Origin of the sequence: Bradyrhizobium yuanmingense, assembly GCF_900094575.1 — a bacterium.
Lineage (GTDB): Bacteria > Pseudomonadota > Alphaproteobacteria > Rhizobiales > Xanthobacteraceae > Bradyrhizobium > Bradyrhizobium yuanmingense.
On the sequence record NZ_FMAE01000001.1, the window covers coordinates 1,082,671 to 1,099,763 of the forward strand.

Sequence of the window (17,093 nt, forward strand, 5' to 3'; positions counted from 1 at the left end):
CTTCCCGAGTGCGGCCGCGGAGCATGCTTGGGGTCGCTTCGTTTGCTTGTCATGGGCTCGGCTTGGGCGAAGGCGGCGGTGAAGGGCTGGCCTCCGGCTTCACGACCGTGCCGTCGCCATGAGGCACGCACGTTCCGACATTGCCCAACAAGCGCTTGGCTTGCGCATCGCGGGCTTTGGAATAGTCGCGACGCCGCTCGATGTTCATCGCCGCCCACTTGTCCCAAGCGTCGAAAGCGTCAGAATAGTGCTTGCGCATCTGCTCTTCCGCCGAAAGGCAATCGGCGAACTTGTCAAATACCAGGTCTGTGTTGACAGGCGTCACGCCGCCGACCAGAACCACCAGCATCCATTTCATCGCGGCTCACCCATGCTTCCGGATGCAAACGGCGAACAAAGCTCGGCGGTTCCCCGGTGGGGCAGGGCTTCAACATCAGGCAGCCACGGCGCCGCGCCGCGGTCACCCCAGCCACACGTGCCATTCGCCACCCAGCCTCGATTCCAAATGCCGGACGCAGCTCCGCATTCTCGCGGCGCATGTCGCCCGAGCTTTGCCTGGTCACTCCACCCTCTCAAAGCCAAGAGGGCACAGGGAAGGCCGGGTGCTGACATCGCACCCGCGGTCCGCTGCGCAAAATGCACACGCAGAAAACCGCACAGCAGCATACAGGTGGTGCCGATCACTCGGCCTTCCCTGCGCGATGGTCGGACGGCTTATGCCGCGCTCTCCCGGGAGCCGAGTTCCTTCTGGCCTCCCTCGCGCTCGCGGAATTCACCGGCACGCGCGCCGGTTGACGCGACTGCCGCCTCCGCAAGAGCTTGACCGTAGCAACGACGGCCAGGACCACACGGTTTTGCCGTACGCACGGCCCGCCATTTCGCTGCAGTATTCCCTGACACTGTCGACAGCGCCGGAAACTTGCAAGACGAGACGAGACCTAGCAGCGCCGTTCGTCCGCGCGTGGCCGCGAGCTCACCGGGGACTACCCTCCCTGCCCGCACCTTTCGCGCCCGACGCTGCCGCGTCCACCGCAAGCCCGGCTCGCGATCAAGACGACGACGCGATCGCCCCTCAAGGATGAGCCGGGATGGGCGAGGTGTACGATATTTCCGAACTTCGGTAAAGTGGAATATTTTTGTGGGGAGGGGTTGACGGGGCGCGAAACAGAAAGACCCACTCATCTCAGGAAGAGGTTATGAGACGAGTTCAATTTCGTCGTCGGAAAACCATCCACGAGCGATCAAATGATCGCGGGCACTCTTCGCGTTGTCGGAGTAATATACGATGGCAAGGCTTTCCTTAGCGCGGCTGCATGTAACGTAAAACAAACGGCGCGTACGATCGATCGACGTTTCTCTCCCAGCGGCCTCGTTTTCCAAGTCGCCCTTCGTCTTTGGCTTGATTCCCATAAGCTTGCCGTAACTGAACATGAATCCACGAGCTTCTTCGTCACTGATGACCACCATCACACGTGGAAATTCAAGTCCTTTTACTCCCTGATGTGTGTCAAATTGCGAGATGCCTCGCACATAGTGATCGTATTTTTCAACTTGGTCAAAAGGTGCCTCAAGAGCGAGACGCCATGCACCCGTCTCTGTTTTTGCATCCTCTCCTTCCTCGTCATCGGCGGACCGCATGTCGCTCATCTCATGGTCAGAGGTAGAGAATGGGAGCAAAACGTCCGGGATCGAAAAAAGATCAGTCTCGGCGACATACTTCAGAACTGACCGCAAAGACGGTGAAGACCCATTGAACAGCAACGTTCGCAAGCCATCACAAGCAGTCTTAGCCTGGTCGAGCAACTTGCGCTGATCCTGCCCCGCGGCTTGAAGCCGATCGCGATCGAGGATTGGTGAAGTTCTCCGAATCGAAGCCGCAATAGCGAAGCGGTCATTTGCGGCCAGCGCTTTTGTTAGAGGCAGCAGTTCGCGGATGAAGAACCCTATGCCGCCCCCAGTGCCTTCAAGGAGGCTGGTCCGCATACGATCAAAACCGTACAAGGGTGCAAAAAAAGCCTCAAACCCGAAACGCCGGGCTGACATCATATGCTCTAGGGCAAGCGTTTTTATCTTGTCGTTCCCAGCGCCCCAATTGTCGTCGCCAGTTATAATTGCCATCCGCTTCGCGACGTCTGCTTCGAGCTTGGAGGGATCGGTAACAGTCTCGGGCGCTAGAAATAGTCGGATTACCCCCGTCTTCGCGTCGCTCCGCGGACGCTGCTCCTGTCCGTCATCGTCTTCGCGAATCTTGTTTATTAGAGTTACAATCCTGACGGGACAGCGATGGTTCATAACCTTTCGTGGACGGGCCCATCCAGCAGGGATTGCTTCCGCCAGCCGTTCTTTGCCGTCCGCATAGATCCGCTGCATCGTGTCGCCAAAGAGACCGAGGCAAAACGTGTCCACGTACCCGGACTGAACGTTGAGGATAGCCTCCATGAATGGCCGAGCCGTGTCCTGACTCTCATCTATGAGTAGGATCGGAAAACGTGTAGTCACCAATTGACGTAAGCCGGGCTTCATAGTCAGAAACTCCGACGTCATGGCGATTACCTCGGCATGATTGAGGGAATCCCGGGTCCGATTGTCGCCTGTTGGACTGTAAATAAAGCGCTTGATACCATTGAGATTTGATAGGCGCCGCCGTTTGTTCTCGATCGAACGAGCTCTATCTGACGCCGCTTTCGTGCTAGCCCTTCCCTTCAACTGTTGCTGCTCGAGTTCAGAAATGTCTTCCGTCAAGTTGCCTGCAACCCACTTACGGATATCGTTGTCGTAACCACTTATCAGAAACCAGGCGAATGCGTGGATTGTGGAAACTTCCACTCTCGGATCAAACTCAAGCCTTTGTTTGATTTCGTCGCAGGCGGCGTTCGTGTAGGTGATCACGCCAATCTTCTGGCCCGTCTTAGAAAGCGCATTACCTTGATGTCGACAGGCGTGCCGAATTGCTTCGACCAGGGAGCGCGTCTTTCCTGATCCGGCGCCCGCGTAGAGCAAAAAGCTTTTGGGCGCTGATAGATTGAGGCAAGCCCGAATAGTCGCGTCAGCCTCCGCGTCTATCTTGTCGTCGTCGATCGCGTCAGTCATGCCTTCGCACCCTCGTTTTCCGGAAGGATGTCGACCTGTTTCTTTTCAAGCCGCGATTGAAGCCACTCGAGCCCTTCTGCGATGTAGGACGGCACCTTAATCTTATCGAAGTCTTTGGCATCGATTACTTCGAGTGCGAATTCCGCCTTTTTGCCGTTCCGAAGGGCATCGAACATATCTTTACCGACGGTTCTGGTATCGCCGCGCTTAAGAATCGCTTCTCGGAATTTTCGGACAAGCCCGCCGCCTTCCAGCTTTGCGAAGAACTCGATATTTTCGAGGGCGAGCGCATCCTCAAAAGTGTACGGCTGCGCGGTCTCGGTCTTCAACGCGCCGAAAAGCTGCACTTGCACGGGAGTTTGATAGGCCGCGCGAACGGCAAAAAGCTGATCGTCGGAATTCTCCGATATCTTGGCCTTCTCATCGGCATCCATTAGCGCGTCGACATTCGGAAGCTTTGGCACCCATGTCTTCAATGTGTCATTGTTCGTCGTTTGGTCGGCCCCCTTTTGCGGTTGCACCGAACTTCCAGTGGCATCCACCGAGTCCAAATCAGTAATGATGAGTGTTAACAAACCAAGACAGTCGATCAGCGGCTTTAGACGGTGGGCATGACTGCCGCCGATCTCCAACAGCGTTACGTAGCTCTGATTCAACCGCTCATAATTGTTGCGGATGAGATTCGGCAACAGCATACGTTCGGCTGGTCCTTCGACGAGAATGGCTGCATCAGCGAAAAACAAATCGGCGTGGTGCGCGCGAAGATAACGCGTAACAAAGCGCTGGGTCTCGTTCTTCGCCCCAAAAACCTCTTGCAAGTTGATTACCATCGAAACCGGTATTCGCGCTGCCATACCCGCAGGAAGGCGCCTGAAATAGCGGAGATTGGCAAACGGGATTTCGTGAGCGACGTGGCTCGAATGTGTGCTGACGATCAACTGCGTTCGAAAAGTCTGCCCTCTTTTTAGCTCATCATGTTGGCGAAGGACATCATAAGCCTTTTTTACAAACACCTGTTGCACTTGAGCATGGAGATGGGCTTCAGGCTCTTCAATGAGGACAAGGTGAAGTGGCTCAATTTCGACGACCTGGATCGTTTTCGATGCCTTACCCACGCGCATCCAGGCATCGCGAAAGCTCATGAGCCGAAAGATCATCGAGATGAGGTTCTGGTAACCCAGACCGTTGTTGTTCTCTGGAAGGCGCAGCAGTGGCGTGACCTCTCCCTCGACACTGGTGACATCGACCGTGAACGTGACGGCTGCCGGGTGATTTAGTCCGTCGATCGCTTTCAAGCGGGTCGAAACTTTCGGACGTGGATCGCTGACACCCGGATAACCCATGCCCTCAACTTCCCGGAACGCTTCAGCGAAGCTCTCGGTCAAACGTTGATCAAATGCGTCTTGTGCCGCCTCGATCGCTTGCAGGGCACCGAGGTCTTTAGCGTCTGGGCCTTTGCCTGGATCAAGATGCTTTGAGTAATAGCTGCGAAGCTGATCCGATAGGCGGCTTCCCGCCGGACCAGACGAAGCCCCGTCATCATCGTCCTTTGCGGTCTCCTCGCCGAAGCCGCGCTGAGCCGGAATATCGTGAACGCGGATTAGTCCTTTCAGGGGATCACCATCTATGGGTAAGGATGAGGCCGTCAGCGGTTGGAGTTGAGCTTGAGATTTAACTGGCGACTTGAGCTGCGATGGATCCAAGGTGTAAGCCCGAAGCTTGAAATGCCGAGTGAGGCGACGGCTCAGATAGTCGATCAAGGTCGATGGCCAGAGGGTAAGCTTTGGCGGCGGAGCCGGATCGACATTGCCCTCCGATCGCACTGCGGCCTGTTGCGCTGACGCAGTTTCCCTTAGGTTGTCAGCTTCGGCTACGGCCGCAAGGAAGTCCTTGTATAGAGCCGTAAGGTCATCCGGCTCATAGCGTAAGCGGACGCCGAGTGCTCCGCCCTCCCAATCGAGGGTCGGAATCATGTCGCGAACCCGATGCATTTCACCGGGGGCCACGTCGAGCCATAGGTCTAAGGTGGGCAGCAGGGACTCCCACGGCGTGATATCCAGGCTAATGATTTCATTCGTCTGGTTGGCGTTGATCCAGCTTTGTCCGATGGCATCAATCGAGGGCCAATGGCAGAGCGTAAGATCGTGAAGCTCGAAGGGGCAACGTTGGGGAACGAGAAACCGCCGCAACGCTAGCATTGCGGAGGACTTGCCGCTGTTGTTTGCGCCGACGAAGAGCGTTGTCGTGTCCGACAGATCAACGCGAGTGGACAATAGCTTTCTGAAATTGGCGATTTCTACAAACTTGATATGCAAGATGTGCCCCCCGGCAAATCTTCATCATAGCTAGTCTACTCCCTCGCACAACCGTTAGTAGATACCGGCAAGCAGCCCGCGTCTCAGCATCGAAGGCGTGTATTGAAGCTCTACTCGGAGGACTTTGCGCGTAGGGTGCCCTGGTCTGCAGTGGGGGGTGCGATTGATTGATCGTGCTCCCGGATGTATCTAACTAGACATCCCTCGCGCCGGAACATTGATCGGCCAAGTCTGGGAAATCACGTTTTGCGCTGGAATGGTAGCGGGGGAGCGCTACCACCTTTCCCCACACCGACCAAACCTACGATTTTTCATCCAATCCAGCGCATGAAACCTATTGGGGCCCGGCCCCACGCTTACTCTCTTGTGAAGGGCAATTGGCAATGGCGCATGACCTCCGATCGGAAAAGCTGCCGCCATCTTAACTGGCGCCGAGATAATCAGCTTCCTTTGTTTCGCGGCGAACGCATAGTTTTTTGCTGTGTTGGTGCGAGCTTATCATTTCCGCCGCTCAGAAGCCCATTCAATCACCACGCAAGTTCGGCGGCATCAGCATTGCCACCCTGCACTAAATACTGCGCCTCCGCGGCTGACTGGAACATTCTCATCGCATGCGCCGGCATCTGAGATCACTTGCTTTGCCGAAAGGATCGGAGACATCGAATGCATGAAGGGATCGGCAATTGCCGTCCAACATGCAAGCACGCCCGGCACTTAGCGCAGTCTTACGAACGGCCCAAGCAGCGATTCAGCGCAGAATGGGCGAGAGTGCTGCTCGCGCACCAAGGGCCGCGGCGAAAAGCCTGCCGATAAAATGTTGCACCAACGGATCGTTCCGCGGCCGGTCGGCAACCACGTGAGTAAAGGTACGGGTTCGCGCCCTAATCAACTCCCTCGTGTCGCTACCCGCGCGCCGCGCAATTCCGGCGAGGATCAAGCAGGACCAGCTGAACATAGGCCGCTCCAAAGACCCGGCCTTCCGTTACATATCCAGGACCAAGAATGCGGTCCTCGGGAACCGCTACATCCCGAAATGAACTGTACCGCTCGCCGTAAGTCTCTGGCCGGAGCCATCCCAATCGCCTGGATCCTGACGCCAGGCTGGTTGGTATCGACAACTACGGCGATCCGCTTGCGCTCTGGTCAGCCGCTACGATCAAGTGATCCGGCGTATAGGGTGCCAGTCGCGTAGTATTCGTGACAGCTGTAGTTCCGCCTCCGTCCTGCGTCATCGCCGTTCGTTAGCAATCCGCGGTCCCGACACTTATCCCGTTTGTCGCGACCCCGATCAGGGTGTGGTTGGCGGTTATGTAGCCCTTAGCTTTTCCTCTGCGGCCGCAGCAAACGACCGCCTCGAAATGAAGCCATCACTTCGCTCATCGAACGATCGGAGCTTGCTAATTCGTGCAATTTGTATCTGGATAGGATCAGCGCGAGTTGCATTGCCTGGTAGGCGCACCAAGCATCGACTACCTGCTCCGGTGCGAATGGGTCTCTCCCATTCAACCACTCATAGTAGGAGGCTGCAGGCTGCTCGTAAGGCGTAACGAGGTTCCGGCACTCGAATTCAGCGCGTTACAATACGGAAGGCTCTGCCGAAAAGAACTGTCGTTTGCCTGACGACCATCCCGTCATGGGTCGGCCCGCCTCTATGGCGATGACCCGGCGGAATGTCTGGTTTCCGCCTCCTCACCGCTACCAAACCAACGCCATCGTTTGTCGTCGAGGCGTGCCCTAAATCTCAGTATCACCGCAGCGAGGCGCGTGTCGAACTGCTGGCTTACTTCGTCGCGCCCTCGATGATCTACCCTTCGATCCGAGCTGGCGCGACTGAATAAGACGAGAACTCGCACCTGCAACAGCCGTGTGAGGCGTCTATTTGCAAGCGTAATCCAGAATAGACGAGGCTGATCAGAGGAGCAGCCTGCGATCTGCCAGTAGAGTTGAAAGGAAGCAGGCATTGGCTCCAGCATTTTCAAGCCTATCCGAGCGGCGATCGAGACACGCACTTCCCATCTATTGCGGATGACAGAGAAGGATTTGTCCAGCCATAGTATAAGACCGCCTCTAATGTGCTAAATATACGCGGCATCGATTCACTGTTGCCCGCATCGCGCCCTCAGCCGCGGAGCCTTGTAGAGGCCTCCTGAACAAGCTCCTTGGTACGCGAACTACGAAGAGAGCTGGTCGCCCAACTGCGGCCTCGGCGGCGACGGCAGGGCTATTTTCTTCAATTGATGTAATCCTTGCTGCAAGTGTCGTATAGATGTCTGATTTGCTCCGGTGTAACTTTCGGGAGCGAGAACGATGACCAACGCGCTCGAGATCTATAAGGCTCATCCGGTACGATCGCATCTCGCCATGAGAGCGGCACAATATGTCCGCATGTCGACACAACGGCAGGAATACTCGATTCAGAATCAGGCTGCTGTGATTGCAGCATACGCGCACGCCCATAGCCTGACCATTGTACGAACCTATCGTGACGAAGGAGAGAGCGGCCTGCTCATAAACAGGGCCGGCCTTGTACAGCTCATCAAGGATGTCCAAACAGGAGAGACCGATTTCGGTCATATTCTGGTCTACGACGTAAGCCGGTGGGGCCGCTTTCAGAACGTCGATGAGAGCGCGTATTACGAATTCGTATGCAAACAGGCAGGCATCAACATCGTGTATTGTGCCGAGCAGTTTGACAATGACGGCAGCATGCTCTCTAGCATCATCAAAAACCTCAAGCGCGTGATGGCAGCCGAGTACAGTCGTGAGCTTTCGGCAAAGGTTCACGCCGCGCAGTGCCGGTTCGCCCGACTAGGCTTCAAGCTCGGAGGTCGTCCTGGTTATGCTCTCTTGCGAAAACTTGTCGATCAGAGTCAGAAGTCGCGAGGCGTGCTGAAGAACGGTGACCAGAAGTACCTGATGACTGATCACGTCCGAGTGCGACCCGGCATTCCCGAGGAAGTAGCCGTAGTGAAGTGGATCTTCGAGCGCTTTCTGCAGGTAAAGTCGGAAGAGATTATCGCCCGGGAGCTAAACCGGCGGGCCATACTCACGAGCACGGGAGTTCGGTGGACGCGCGCAGCGGTCAACAAAGTGCTTAGAAACGAGAACTACATTGGAAACCTAACCTTCAACCGCCGATCACGCAAGTTGCGGCAGAACTGCATTTGCAATCCTCCCGAGCTCTGGATCACCAGCGAGAGATGTATCGAGCCGATCATCGAACGCGAAGTCTTCCTGAAAGCAAACAAGATCATTGAGGAACGGCGTGTCGATCTCACTGAAGGGGAGATGCTTGCTCGTCTACGCAAAACCGCTGCTTAAGGAAGGGCGCCTGAGCTCTGCTATCATAGACAGCACGGTCGGCCTTCCCTGCGCTTCCACCTATCACAAACACTTCGGCAGCATGATGAACGTGTATCGGTTAATCGGCTACACTCCCAAGCGAAACTATGCATTTCTTCAGTCGCGCCCGCGCTGGGCGGAGCAAGAGGCCAAGCTCGGCTCGCACGTTGCCATGGCCATCAGGAAAGCTGGTGGTCGCATCACCTCTAGCAACAGGACCGATTACTTGCGCGTGCGTGGATCAGTGAACATCTCAATTCGATCAGCTCTCTGCTGCGGAAGCCAAAATCGAGCGTTGTATTGGTCGATCAAGCGCAGGGCACGCCTGCCTCAGGGCTGGATCGCTGCCATCAGGCTGTCTGAGCATAACGAGTCAGTGCTCGATTACGTACTGCTGCCGACCGACGGGAAAGTAAAAGGAACTACAAGCTTTACTGAGAGGGCTCGCGTTCGCCGTGGAATCGCTCGCTTCGAAACCCCTGACGCTTTGGTTCGAGCGATCGCCAAGCTAGTAAAACGGAGAGACCGTTCTGAGCCAGCACCACACGACAAGCGATCGAGACCAAAGCAGCTCAACACCAAGAACGCCCGCGCGCGGCACTGATCAGACGCAGGCACAACACTCCGCAAAGCAGTGCTTCATAATTTTGGAAGCTTGTCCAGATTTCCAGCGCCTTCGCTCTTGCCGCGTTTTGCTGGAGCATGCTTCACCGTTGGCTTCTCCGAGCATCTTTGCCAAACTACTTGTCGACAAGCGAGTGCTGGGCGGCCAATGGGACTTTTGGTCTGGTCTCGAAGGTACCGCATGGCTATACCTCCGCGGCCGATGAGCTGAGCGTCGAGCTTGTCGCTGCGCGGACGTGGCCATGCTGGCCAACGCGTATGTCTTCGTCGGGGCGTGGATAGCATCCGCGGGGGCTACAATCTGCTCGCGCCTGGGAAATCATTGGACGTCCTTGTTTCCAACACGCGAATAATGGGCACAATCGGATGTCGGTCAGCTTGTGCTGCCAAAACTGTCAGCCCGTCACGCGACGCTCCCTCGAGGTATGTCAAGCCGCTGGTGAAGCACAGGGTGACCGAGCCGCGTGGCATCTCGAAATAGTGAGCTGCGGCTTACGCTGGCTGCGAGTCGCTTTCGGCGTTTAACAAATGGGTTCGCCGCGGAATCTTGCCGATGCCAATTCCTCGAACTCGCAAATGGGATTGAAAAGCCATAGATGCCGCACCTGACCGTATGTCTGCTCTTGTTTCAAAAAGTCGGTCGCAGCTGTCAGCCGACGAATGGAACGTTTCGCAACATGCGGATGCGGCTCAAGGGCGTCAACAGTCTGAAGGAGAGAGGTGATGACGGCATTGATCGAAGGACCGGGACGGCTCGTCTATCTGAGCTCAGGCATGCACCACCACGCCGGTTCCAATTTGGATGACGTCCCATTGCGTATTGAACTTCGGGCGCGCTCCATCACAGCGGGATGATGTGTTGGTGCCCGCCTCGAACTAAGAAAGACGTAGAATGGTGCTTTCAGGCCGCCCAAGGCGCTCGGAGTTAGCGACCCGGGCGCATCTGCTTGCTGGCGGTTTCATGCAGAGCGGCTGGTACTTACCTCGTCTAGGCGGTCATACCGCACTCGACGTGCCGGCATGACGCTGCGCAACGCGCTCTTGATCAAACAATTCCTGCACGACGCGGGATACGGCGAAGTTTCCGTCGAGGCGATGCCGGACAGAACCGACCGGGGTCAGAACGTCCGCGCGAAGACTGCAACACGGCCGAGGGAAACTTTATAGGCGCCAGCGACGGGTCTGCGGATGGTCTGTGCAAGGTTTGCCAGCGGTCAGCGGGAGCAGATGCGACGGTCAACGGTAGAACGAGCGCATCTGTTGCCGGCCGGCGCGGAGCGCCACCTTTTTTCAAGAAGCGCCGCTTTCCGGTTATCTCCCCAGAAGATGCCGACCGCGGTTGTTAAAATCCTGGACTGTCAGAACATCGTCAACGGCGGTGGCGGACGATCGAGCTGCCCGATGGATATTTCTCCGCCTTGGCGACGATCGGACGCGTGGCGAATCCGGATCGCGGTGGCTGGGACATCGCATGGCCGAAACTGACAATCGATTGGCTTGATCTCGGAAGCATATGCCGTTCCTTATCGATGAGTGCCGTAACGGTTGCCAGTTCTTGAATTGACATTAGTCCCGCCACGGTGTGATGAGCCAGATCCGCTCAAATAGCTGCCGCCATGACTGGTAGTGTGATGTCCGCCTCCGTAGCTGACGCGCCCTCCATGTCCTCCGCGTGCGTTTGCTTGTCCGATAACGCCGAGCAGCAACAGAACGGCAACTAGTGCAATCAACTTCATTTTGCGCCCGCCCCTTCGATGTGGAAGCGTATCCAAGCGCAGCCGGTGCGAGGTAACAACCTCTGACATCGGCAAAATGTGCAGCTTTACGCCGGGAACAGCTAGCGCGGGCCGTTTTCCCGCGAGTAAGGCGCGCGCCCTCCTCCGCGAAACATCTCGAACTCAAAATGGAGCCGTTGACCTCGCCTGAATGCCAAGCCGATCGAGCAGAAATACCGCAGATCAAGGACCCTCTACGCTGATTATCATCATGACCACCATGCTAACGTAGCCCTGCTACTTGCTTGGGGCCAACATTGTCATCGCAGGAAATTTCCCCCCAGTCGACTGCTGCAGCCGATCGGGATCTAATCTTCGTAATAATCGAGCGTCATCGCGAGCTGTCGGCGCATTACGATGCGGCCCTGTCCGTATCGGCGAAGCTCGATTCGGGACCCGAGTTTGATGCCGCCGACGAAATCAGCTGTCAAAGGAACCATGCTCTCGCGGAGCATGGGAACGTGCTCATTCGTTCAACCCCAACCACGATCGCGGGCGTGATTGCTCTGACGCGTTACGTCGGCAGCCTACAAGAGTGGGACCTTCCCGACGATGACGCGTGGTATCGGACTTTCTTGGAAGGGCTGGCAGACGCCATCGATGGAATCGCCATGGTGCAGCGGCTCGGGCAAGATGGCGATTAAAATGGCGCTCGCTTTCATCTTCCGCGGCATACTTTTCTGGGTGGCAATCGCTGCGCTTCTCTATTTCGTGTGGAAGTTGCCCTTCTGAGGTCTGACGATTGGGGGCTCGCCCGAGCCAGTATCGAGGCAATGAGGAGGGGCGGCTCTTGAACCATGGTACTCGCCGGATCCCTGGAAGATGGATGCGATCTCAGTTTCGTGGCCTTGCCCGAAGCTGATCCGTCTCAGAATCGTCGACCACGACGCCTTTGCCAGCGCTGCGCGCCAGGCGCGCCTGCTCCACTGCTGCAGAAGGGGCATCCCTTGAAGAAGATCAAGAGAAATGCCCAAGTAAGGCACCAATGTGCCAAGGGGGCCGTGCCCATAGCCTCACGAGCTGCACGGTTGTTCCGCTAACAGCGCTTAAGTACCCGAGAAAGCATCCGTTTCCTGGAAATTGGGATACTTCCGGACCTTGCGGAACAACGACCACAGGAGCCGCTTTGGACCAGCCCCTACCGCCGGTGCTGTGACGTTCTGCACCATGGCGGCGGCTCAGTCTGTTGTCCAGTAGACAAAGACGCTGGGCAGGCCGCCGGCGAAGTGCACTTAGCAATCCGCAATCGCGCATCAGTCGGACCGCTCTGCCGATCTTTACTGGCGCAGAGGCTTGCGAGACGCCATCCTGGTCTCCCAGCAATCCACAAGCCGAACATATGCTGCCGACATGGAATTACATCGCGGTCCACGCCCATGAGCGATTGAATTCTTCGAGTATCTCAATCGCCTGCTTCAGATCGTGACGCGATTGACGAATCTCCATGAGACGTGACGTGCGACGCCGTGGGCGGTCAGCGATGCTCCCGCGGATTTCATCCCGATCACCATGATCGGACATGAACCACCGCCCGCGCCTGATCGCATTGGTTTCGCCACCGGCCTAAGCGGCGATCAAACTGGCACAGGACCCGTATATTGCAGCTTTTATCCTACTTCAGGACGAGACGATAATGTGCATGACCGCCGCCAAGAACGCCGCTCGAGAGAATGATCTTACATCTGCAACTCTCACAGCTCTCCAGCGACATTAGAGAGATTAACTCGGGCCGTCAATTAACTCACGAATTTGCCAATGGAACAGTCGGCTTGAGCTTAATACACTATGTGGAGAGTTGTCGGTTTTCCGACAGAGGCCCAAATCCCGTGTCAGGTCGCGTACAGCGGGCATAGTACGCGAACTCTCGAAAAGCCCATTCGGCGTTGTGGCTTGCCCAGCGCCGCCCTGCATGGTCACTGCCTGAAACGAATTCGTTCAGTGCCTATTGTCGAGGACATGTTGGTCTTTCGATTGGCACGATGCTTGCTGAAGATCATTCGCTCCAAGGGGGTGCGGGAGACCTGCCAGGGCCTGGAAAAGCGAGATCAGCGCAATGACTTTGATCGGTGGCGTCATTCCGAGCGCCGATATTGTGAAACGTGCAGCGCGCATCGGTGCCGAAGTCAAAAATATCAAGCTATCAGGCGATCTACCGGATCACGCGATAGCTGCGATCAACAGCTTATTGCTAGAGCACAAGGTGATCTTCTTCCGCAATCAAGGACATCTCAATGACGCCGAGCAGGAGCGCTTTTCCGCTCGTCTGGGAAAGCTAGTGCCACATCCGATACTCGGCGCTACCAAGGGGGCGTCGCTCCTCGAACTGGACTCCACTCGCGGCGGCGGCCGCGCCGACGTTTGGCATGCGGATGGGACCTTCTCCGACGCCTATCCCAAGATTTTGGTCCTGCGGGCCGTGGTAATGCCAACGTTCGGAGGCGACACCGTGTGGTCTAACACAGCTGCCGCTTATCTTGGTTTGCCGCCGCCACTACAACGGCTCGCCGAGGGCCTATGGGCCGTTCACAGCAACGTTTTCGATTACGCCGGGATCGCGCGTCTCCGCGAGGTCGACAAGAAGCACTTTGACGAGGTGTTCACCAAAGAGGTCTTTGAGACGGAGCATCCCGTCGTACGCGTCCACCCCGAAACAGGCGAGCGGACGCTAGTGCTCGGCGCCTTGGTGAAGCAGTTTGTTGATGTCCCCAAATACGACGGACAAAAGCTGTTCGACCTATTTCAGTCTCACATTACCGCGCCCGAAAACACTGTGCGCTGGAGCTGGTTAGAGGGGGATATTGCGATATGGGATAACCGCTCAACGCAGCATTACGCGGTCAACGATTACGGGGGCCAGCATCGCGTCGTACGTCGGGCCACGATCGAGGGTGAGGTGCCTGTCAGCGTCGATGGCCGGAGCAGTGTAACGCGCCTGAAGGTGACCGAATGACTGCACGACGACGCGCAGCGCTCTCGCGTCTGAAATCGAGAAAACCTGGCAATCGGACTTCTTTAAGGCAAACGCGAAAACACATTTTCCAACGCGATATCTCAGCTCTTAACGCCAACGCGGCAGCGGCTAGCTTGATGCACGCAAACTATTTAGCGTCGACCGACGGCTTCAAGGAAACTTGAGCATCACTGTCCTTCGCCAGCGGCTTCACGTTTCAGCTTAGAAAATCCTCGATCAGTGGCCATAAAGCGCGCCAACATAGGGGCGATGAGTTTAGTCGGATCGACCACTTGACCACCCTGACGCGTAAGGGCTTCTGCATATGCAATGAGATCACGATGTACCGCCGCAGGCAGCTCCGCACTTACTTTGACCGGCTTGTCGTCTGGAAGCTCTCCTATTTTTAGTTTTGGCATTTTGTTACCCTCTATAGGGTGTAAGTATGAGGTCACGATTGACAAGAACACGAACCGGGACGCCAGGTCGCACGGTTAGAGTGGGCTGGACGCTGAGACTGCGGCGAACCACCTGCTGCCCGGTCTGGTTTAGTGAGTCCGACGCGCCGTGTCGCAATGCCTGGATGATTGCACTGTCGTTGCTATTGGTGTCCGAGCCGGCGCCCAATTCGGTCCCGATCGCCAGAAAGGTCGATAGTGCCGCAGCCTTGAACAACTCGCCCCAATGATTGTCGACCTGATCTTCGAGACCTGCGTATCCGGCAGTGTCAGCGCCAGGCTGCCGCTCAAGAACGATCGACCGTCCATTCGGCATGATCAGCCGTGTCCAGACGAGCAGGACGCGGGACTGGCCGAAAGTGACCTGGCTATCGTATACCCCGATCAGGCGCGCGCCCTGCGGTACTAACAAGAATCGACCGGTGGGCGTATCGTATACGTTTTCCGTCACCTGCGCGGTGATTTGGCCTGGAAGATCTGATCTAATCCCTGTGATCAGTGCTCCCGGAATCACCGTCCCGGCCTGCACGATATATGGTGCGGCGGGCCTGGTGACGCGGTCAGGGCTGACCGTACGACGGTCCACGGAGGCGTTTACGAAGGCAAGCTTTCGGTCCTGACCGCTTTGTGCAGATGCGTCATCCCCGGTCACCGTTGGATTCGATGGCACGACGCGATCGCTTCCAACAAGCGGCGCGGTGGGCGGACGTACTTCACGTCCGTTCGTCGAAGCGAATAGATGACTGATGCGGGCTGCCTCGGTCTCTTGATCCCGGCGCTGCTGGTCCGGATAAGCGCCAATCGCCGGCGACTGGCCTTGAGCGGCAAGGATCGGTCGACCGAGGTCCCCGGGGAGCGGCGGACCAAGCTGCGGGATTGGCTGGCGCGGAACGCCAGCATAATCCTTCGGCAGGGTCGTAATACCGTCGGCAACATTGTGGTGGTCTGTGCTATAAATCTCCTCCGCCGCCTGATTACGGGAGCGATTATGCTGCAGCGACCACAGCACAGCCCCACCGATGACAAGCAGGGCGACCGCGCTCCCGCCGGCCAAGAGCTTCCGCGACAACCGCGTCACGCGCGGATGCTCTGCTCTCAAGCGGAAGCTCCTGGACTGTTCCTCCGGTGTAGCCGGCGGAGCAGCTTGCTGGTGATCGGCTTCATTCCGGGTATTCATGACGACGGCCTCCCGTCAGTCCTGACAATCCTAACCTTCTGCTGGTGTTCACCGCCAAGCCGCAGTTCGGCGGCCGCAAACAGCCGATCGACGATCAACACGTTGCCGTAGGAGCGATAGTTGACGAGTTCGGTCTTGCCGTCTGGACCGATGACGAAGAGGGGAGGCATCTCGCCCTGCGCGATGCCTTGCGGGAACTCGACGTAGACCTTGCGGCCATCGTCATATGCGGCGAGCGGCCGCCAGGGAGGACTGTCCCCTTCGATGGCATAGCGTGAAATGCGCTGCGCCGGTTCCGGAAGAACGGGCTTCAGAGCGACCGAACGCGATCGTTCGCGTACGGTTTCCGGATAGTACCAGGCAACAGACGGCATGTATGGCCGATCGCGGGAGCGTAGTTCGATCAGGTACGTCCGCCGATCGGTATTGACGACGAGGTTGGTCTCGATCGAAGCTCGGGTCGGCTTGACCAGGATATGGACGCGCCGTGTGTCGCCGCTCCCGCTCTCGGTATCGCCCACGACCCAGCGTACGGTATCTCCGGCCGCGATCGGCCCTGATCCCGTCAACTGTTCTCCCTCCTCGAGCGCGATATCCGTGATCTGCCCCGGTGCGGCGTAAATTTGATAGAGCGCCCCGGGACTGTAGGCGTAGATTTGCGCCGCGTTGAAATACCCCCGCTTGCGCGGTTCAACACGGGCCGCACTGTTTGCCATCTCCACCCGGCTCACCGGCTCTACGTTTTCCATCCCTCCTGACTTACCGCCGAAAGCTGGCTTCCAGAGGGGTGGAACGTGAAGCGGTCTCGGTTTGTCGTCGAGAGCCACCGGTGATGCCAGCAACGGAGGAACTTCAGCGTCATAGCTGATCTCCGGCGGAATGTAGGTCGCGCATCCACCAAGCATAGACGAACAAAGCAGGACAGCGTGCACACTTGCTCGCTTCGCGAACACGAACTTGGGCCGAGTCGAATTGAGCCCGCTTTGCGCACCTGGATGCGAATGGATAACGTACAGAGTCTTTCGCACTTTCAGGATTGACGGCTTCTTCTAGAATGAAGGAGCTTTGAATGAACGATGGGAATGCCATGGGTCAGGTGATCCAAATTGATGAGGCCCGGATTCGAGATCACCTGGGCGAGATGGTCCGCGGGACAGTGGAAGAGACACTGAACGCGATGCTGGAGGCCGAAGCGGACCAGCTGTGCGGTGCTGGGCGGTATGAGCGCAGCCCGGCGCGGCAGGACACGCGGGCAGGCAGCTACGAGCGAACGCTGCAGACCAAGGCGGGCGACGTCAATCTGAAGGTTCCGAAGCTACGGCGGCAAACCTTCGAGACGGCGATTATCGAGCGCTACCGGAG

The 17,093-nt window shown here is 57.2% G+C and carries 13 protein-coding genes; 7 read left to right on the plus strand and 6 right to left on the minus strand.

Going from position 1 to position 17,093, the window contains the following annotated elements:
* Window positions 1-49 precede the first annotated feature (49 nt).
* The 3 genes from GA0061099_RS04945 to GA0061099_RS04955 form a co-directional block, all read right to left on the minus strand.
* Entirely contained in the window at window positions 50-358 is a 309-nt protein-coding gene (locus GA0061099_RS04945; RefSeq protein ID WP_036006853.1) for a hypothetical protein, read from the minus strand.
* Window positions 359-1,194: 836 nt separating this feature from the next.
* A complete protein-coding gene (locus tag GA0061099_RS04950) occupies window positions 1,195-3,090 on the minus strand; it encodes a UvrD-helicase domain-containing protein (protein WP_036030444.1) in 1,896 nt (631 codons plus the stop codon).
* Window positions 3,087-5,405 (minus strand): AAA family ATPase, encoded by a 2,319-nt coding sequence (locus GA0061099_RS04955; protein ID WP_036030447.1) that lies wholly within the window; start codon window positions 5,403-5,405, stop codon window positions 3,087-3,089. The genes GA0061099_RS04950 and GA0061099_RS04955 overlap by 4 nt, the downstream gene beginning before the upstream one ends.
* A 2,307-nt stretch (window positions 5,406-7,712) precedes the next feature.
* On the opposite strand from GA0061099_RS04955, the gene GA0061099_RS42025 reads away from it, so the two are divergent.
* The 6 genes from GA0061099_RS42025 (at window position 7,713) to GA0061099_RS04985 (ending at window position 14,096) form a co-directional block, all read left to right on the plus strand.
* Window positions 7,713-8,726: a recombinase family protein gene (locus tag GA0061099_RS42025; protein WP_063822489.1), complete on the plus strand. Its 1,014-nt coding sequence runs from the start codon at window positions 7,713-7,715 to the stop codon at window positions 8,724-8,726.
* Entirely contained in the window at window positions 8,698-9,351 is a 654-nt protein-coding gene (locus GA0061099_RS42030; protein ID WP_225112043.1) for a hypothetical protein, read from the plus strand. The genes GA0061099_RS42025 and GA0061099_RS42030 overlap by 29 nt, the downstream gene beginning before the upstream one ends.
* 743 nt (window positions 9,352-10,094) lie before the next feature.
* Complete coding sequence (locus GA0061099_RS42715; RefSeq protein ID WP_271542118.1) at window positions 10,095-10,226, plus strand: hypothetical protein; 132 nt, start codon at window positions 10,095-10,097, stop codon at window positions 10,224-10,226.
* 1,177 nt (window positions 10,227-11,403) lie between these two features.
* Complete coding sequence (locus GA0061099_RS04975; protein WP_050996200.1) at window positions 11,404-11,790, plus strand: hypothetical protein; 387 nt, start codon at window positions 11,404-11,406, stop codon at window positions 11,788-11,790.
* 542 nt (window positions 11,791-12,332) lie between these two features.
* Complete coding sequence (locus tag GA0061099_RS43080; protein ID WP_074447560.1) at window positions 12,333-12,572, plus strand: FMN-binding negative transcriptional regulator; 240 nt, start codon at window positions 12,333-12,335, stop codon at window positions 12,570-12,572.
* A 618-nt stretch (window positions 12,573-13,190) separates the two neighbouring features.
* Window positions 13,191-14,096, plus strand: a complete 906-nt coding sequence (locus tag GA0061099_RS04985) for a TauD/TfdA dioxygenase family protein (RefSeq protein ID WP_141697561.1) — start codon at window positions 13,191-13,193, stop codon at window positions 14,094-14,096.
* Between the two features lie 188 nt (window positions 14,097-14,284).
* Here the strand turns inward: GA0061099_RS04985 and GA0061099_RS04990 are convergent, their stop codons facing one another.
* Genes GA0061099_RS04990 through trbG form a run of 3 tightly spaced genes read right to left on the minus strand, consistent with a single transcriptional unit; the run spans window position 14,285 to window position 16,636 of the window.
* Window positions 14,285-14,515: a DUF2274 domain-containing protein gene (locus GA0061099_RS04990; protein WP_036030461.1), complete on the minus strand. Its 231-nt coding sequence runs from the start codon at window positions 14,513-14,515 to the stop codon at window positions 14,285-14,287.
* A gap of 4 nt (window positions 14,516-14,519) precedes the next feature.
* Window positions 14,520-15,731: a TraB/TrbI/VirB10 family type IV secretion system protein gene (locus GA0061099_RS04995; RefSeq protein WP_036030465.1), complete on the minus strand. Its 1,212-nt coding sequence runs from the start codon at window positions 15,729-15,731 to the stop codon at window positions 14,520-14,522.
* Window positions 15,728-16,636 carry a P-type conjugative transfer protein TrbG gene (gene trbG / locus GA0061099_RS05000; RefSeq protein WP_244621003.1) on the minus strand — a complete coding sequence of 303 codons (909 nt, stop codon included), beginning with the start codon at window positions 16,634-16,636 and terminating at the stop codon, window positions 15,728-15,730. Before trbG ends, GA0061099_RS04995 begins: the two co-directional genes overlap by 4 nt.
* Window positions 16,637-16,800: 164 nt before the next feature.
* Here trbG and GA0061099_RS05005 point away from each other — a divergent pair.
* A partial coding sequence (locus GA0061099_RS05005; RefSeq protein WP_208604907.1) for a transposase occupies window positions 16,801-17,093 on the plus strand: 293 nt, incomplete at its 3' end.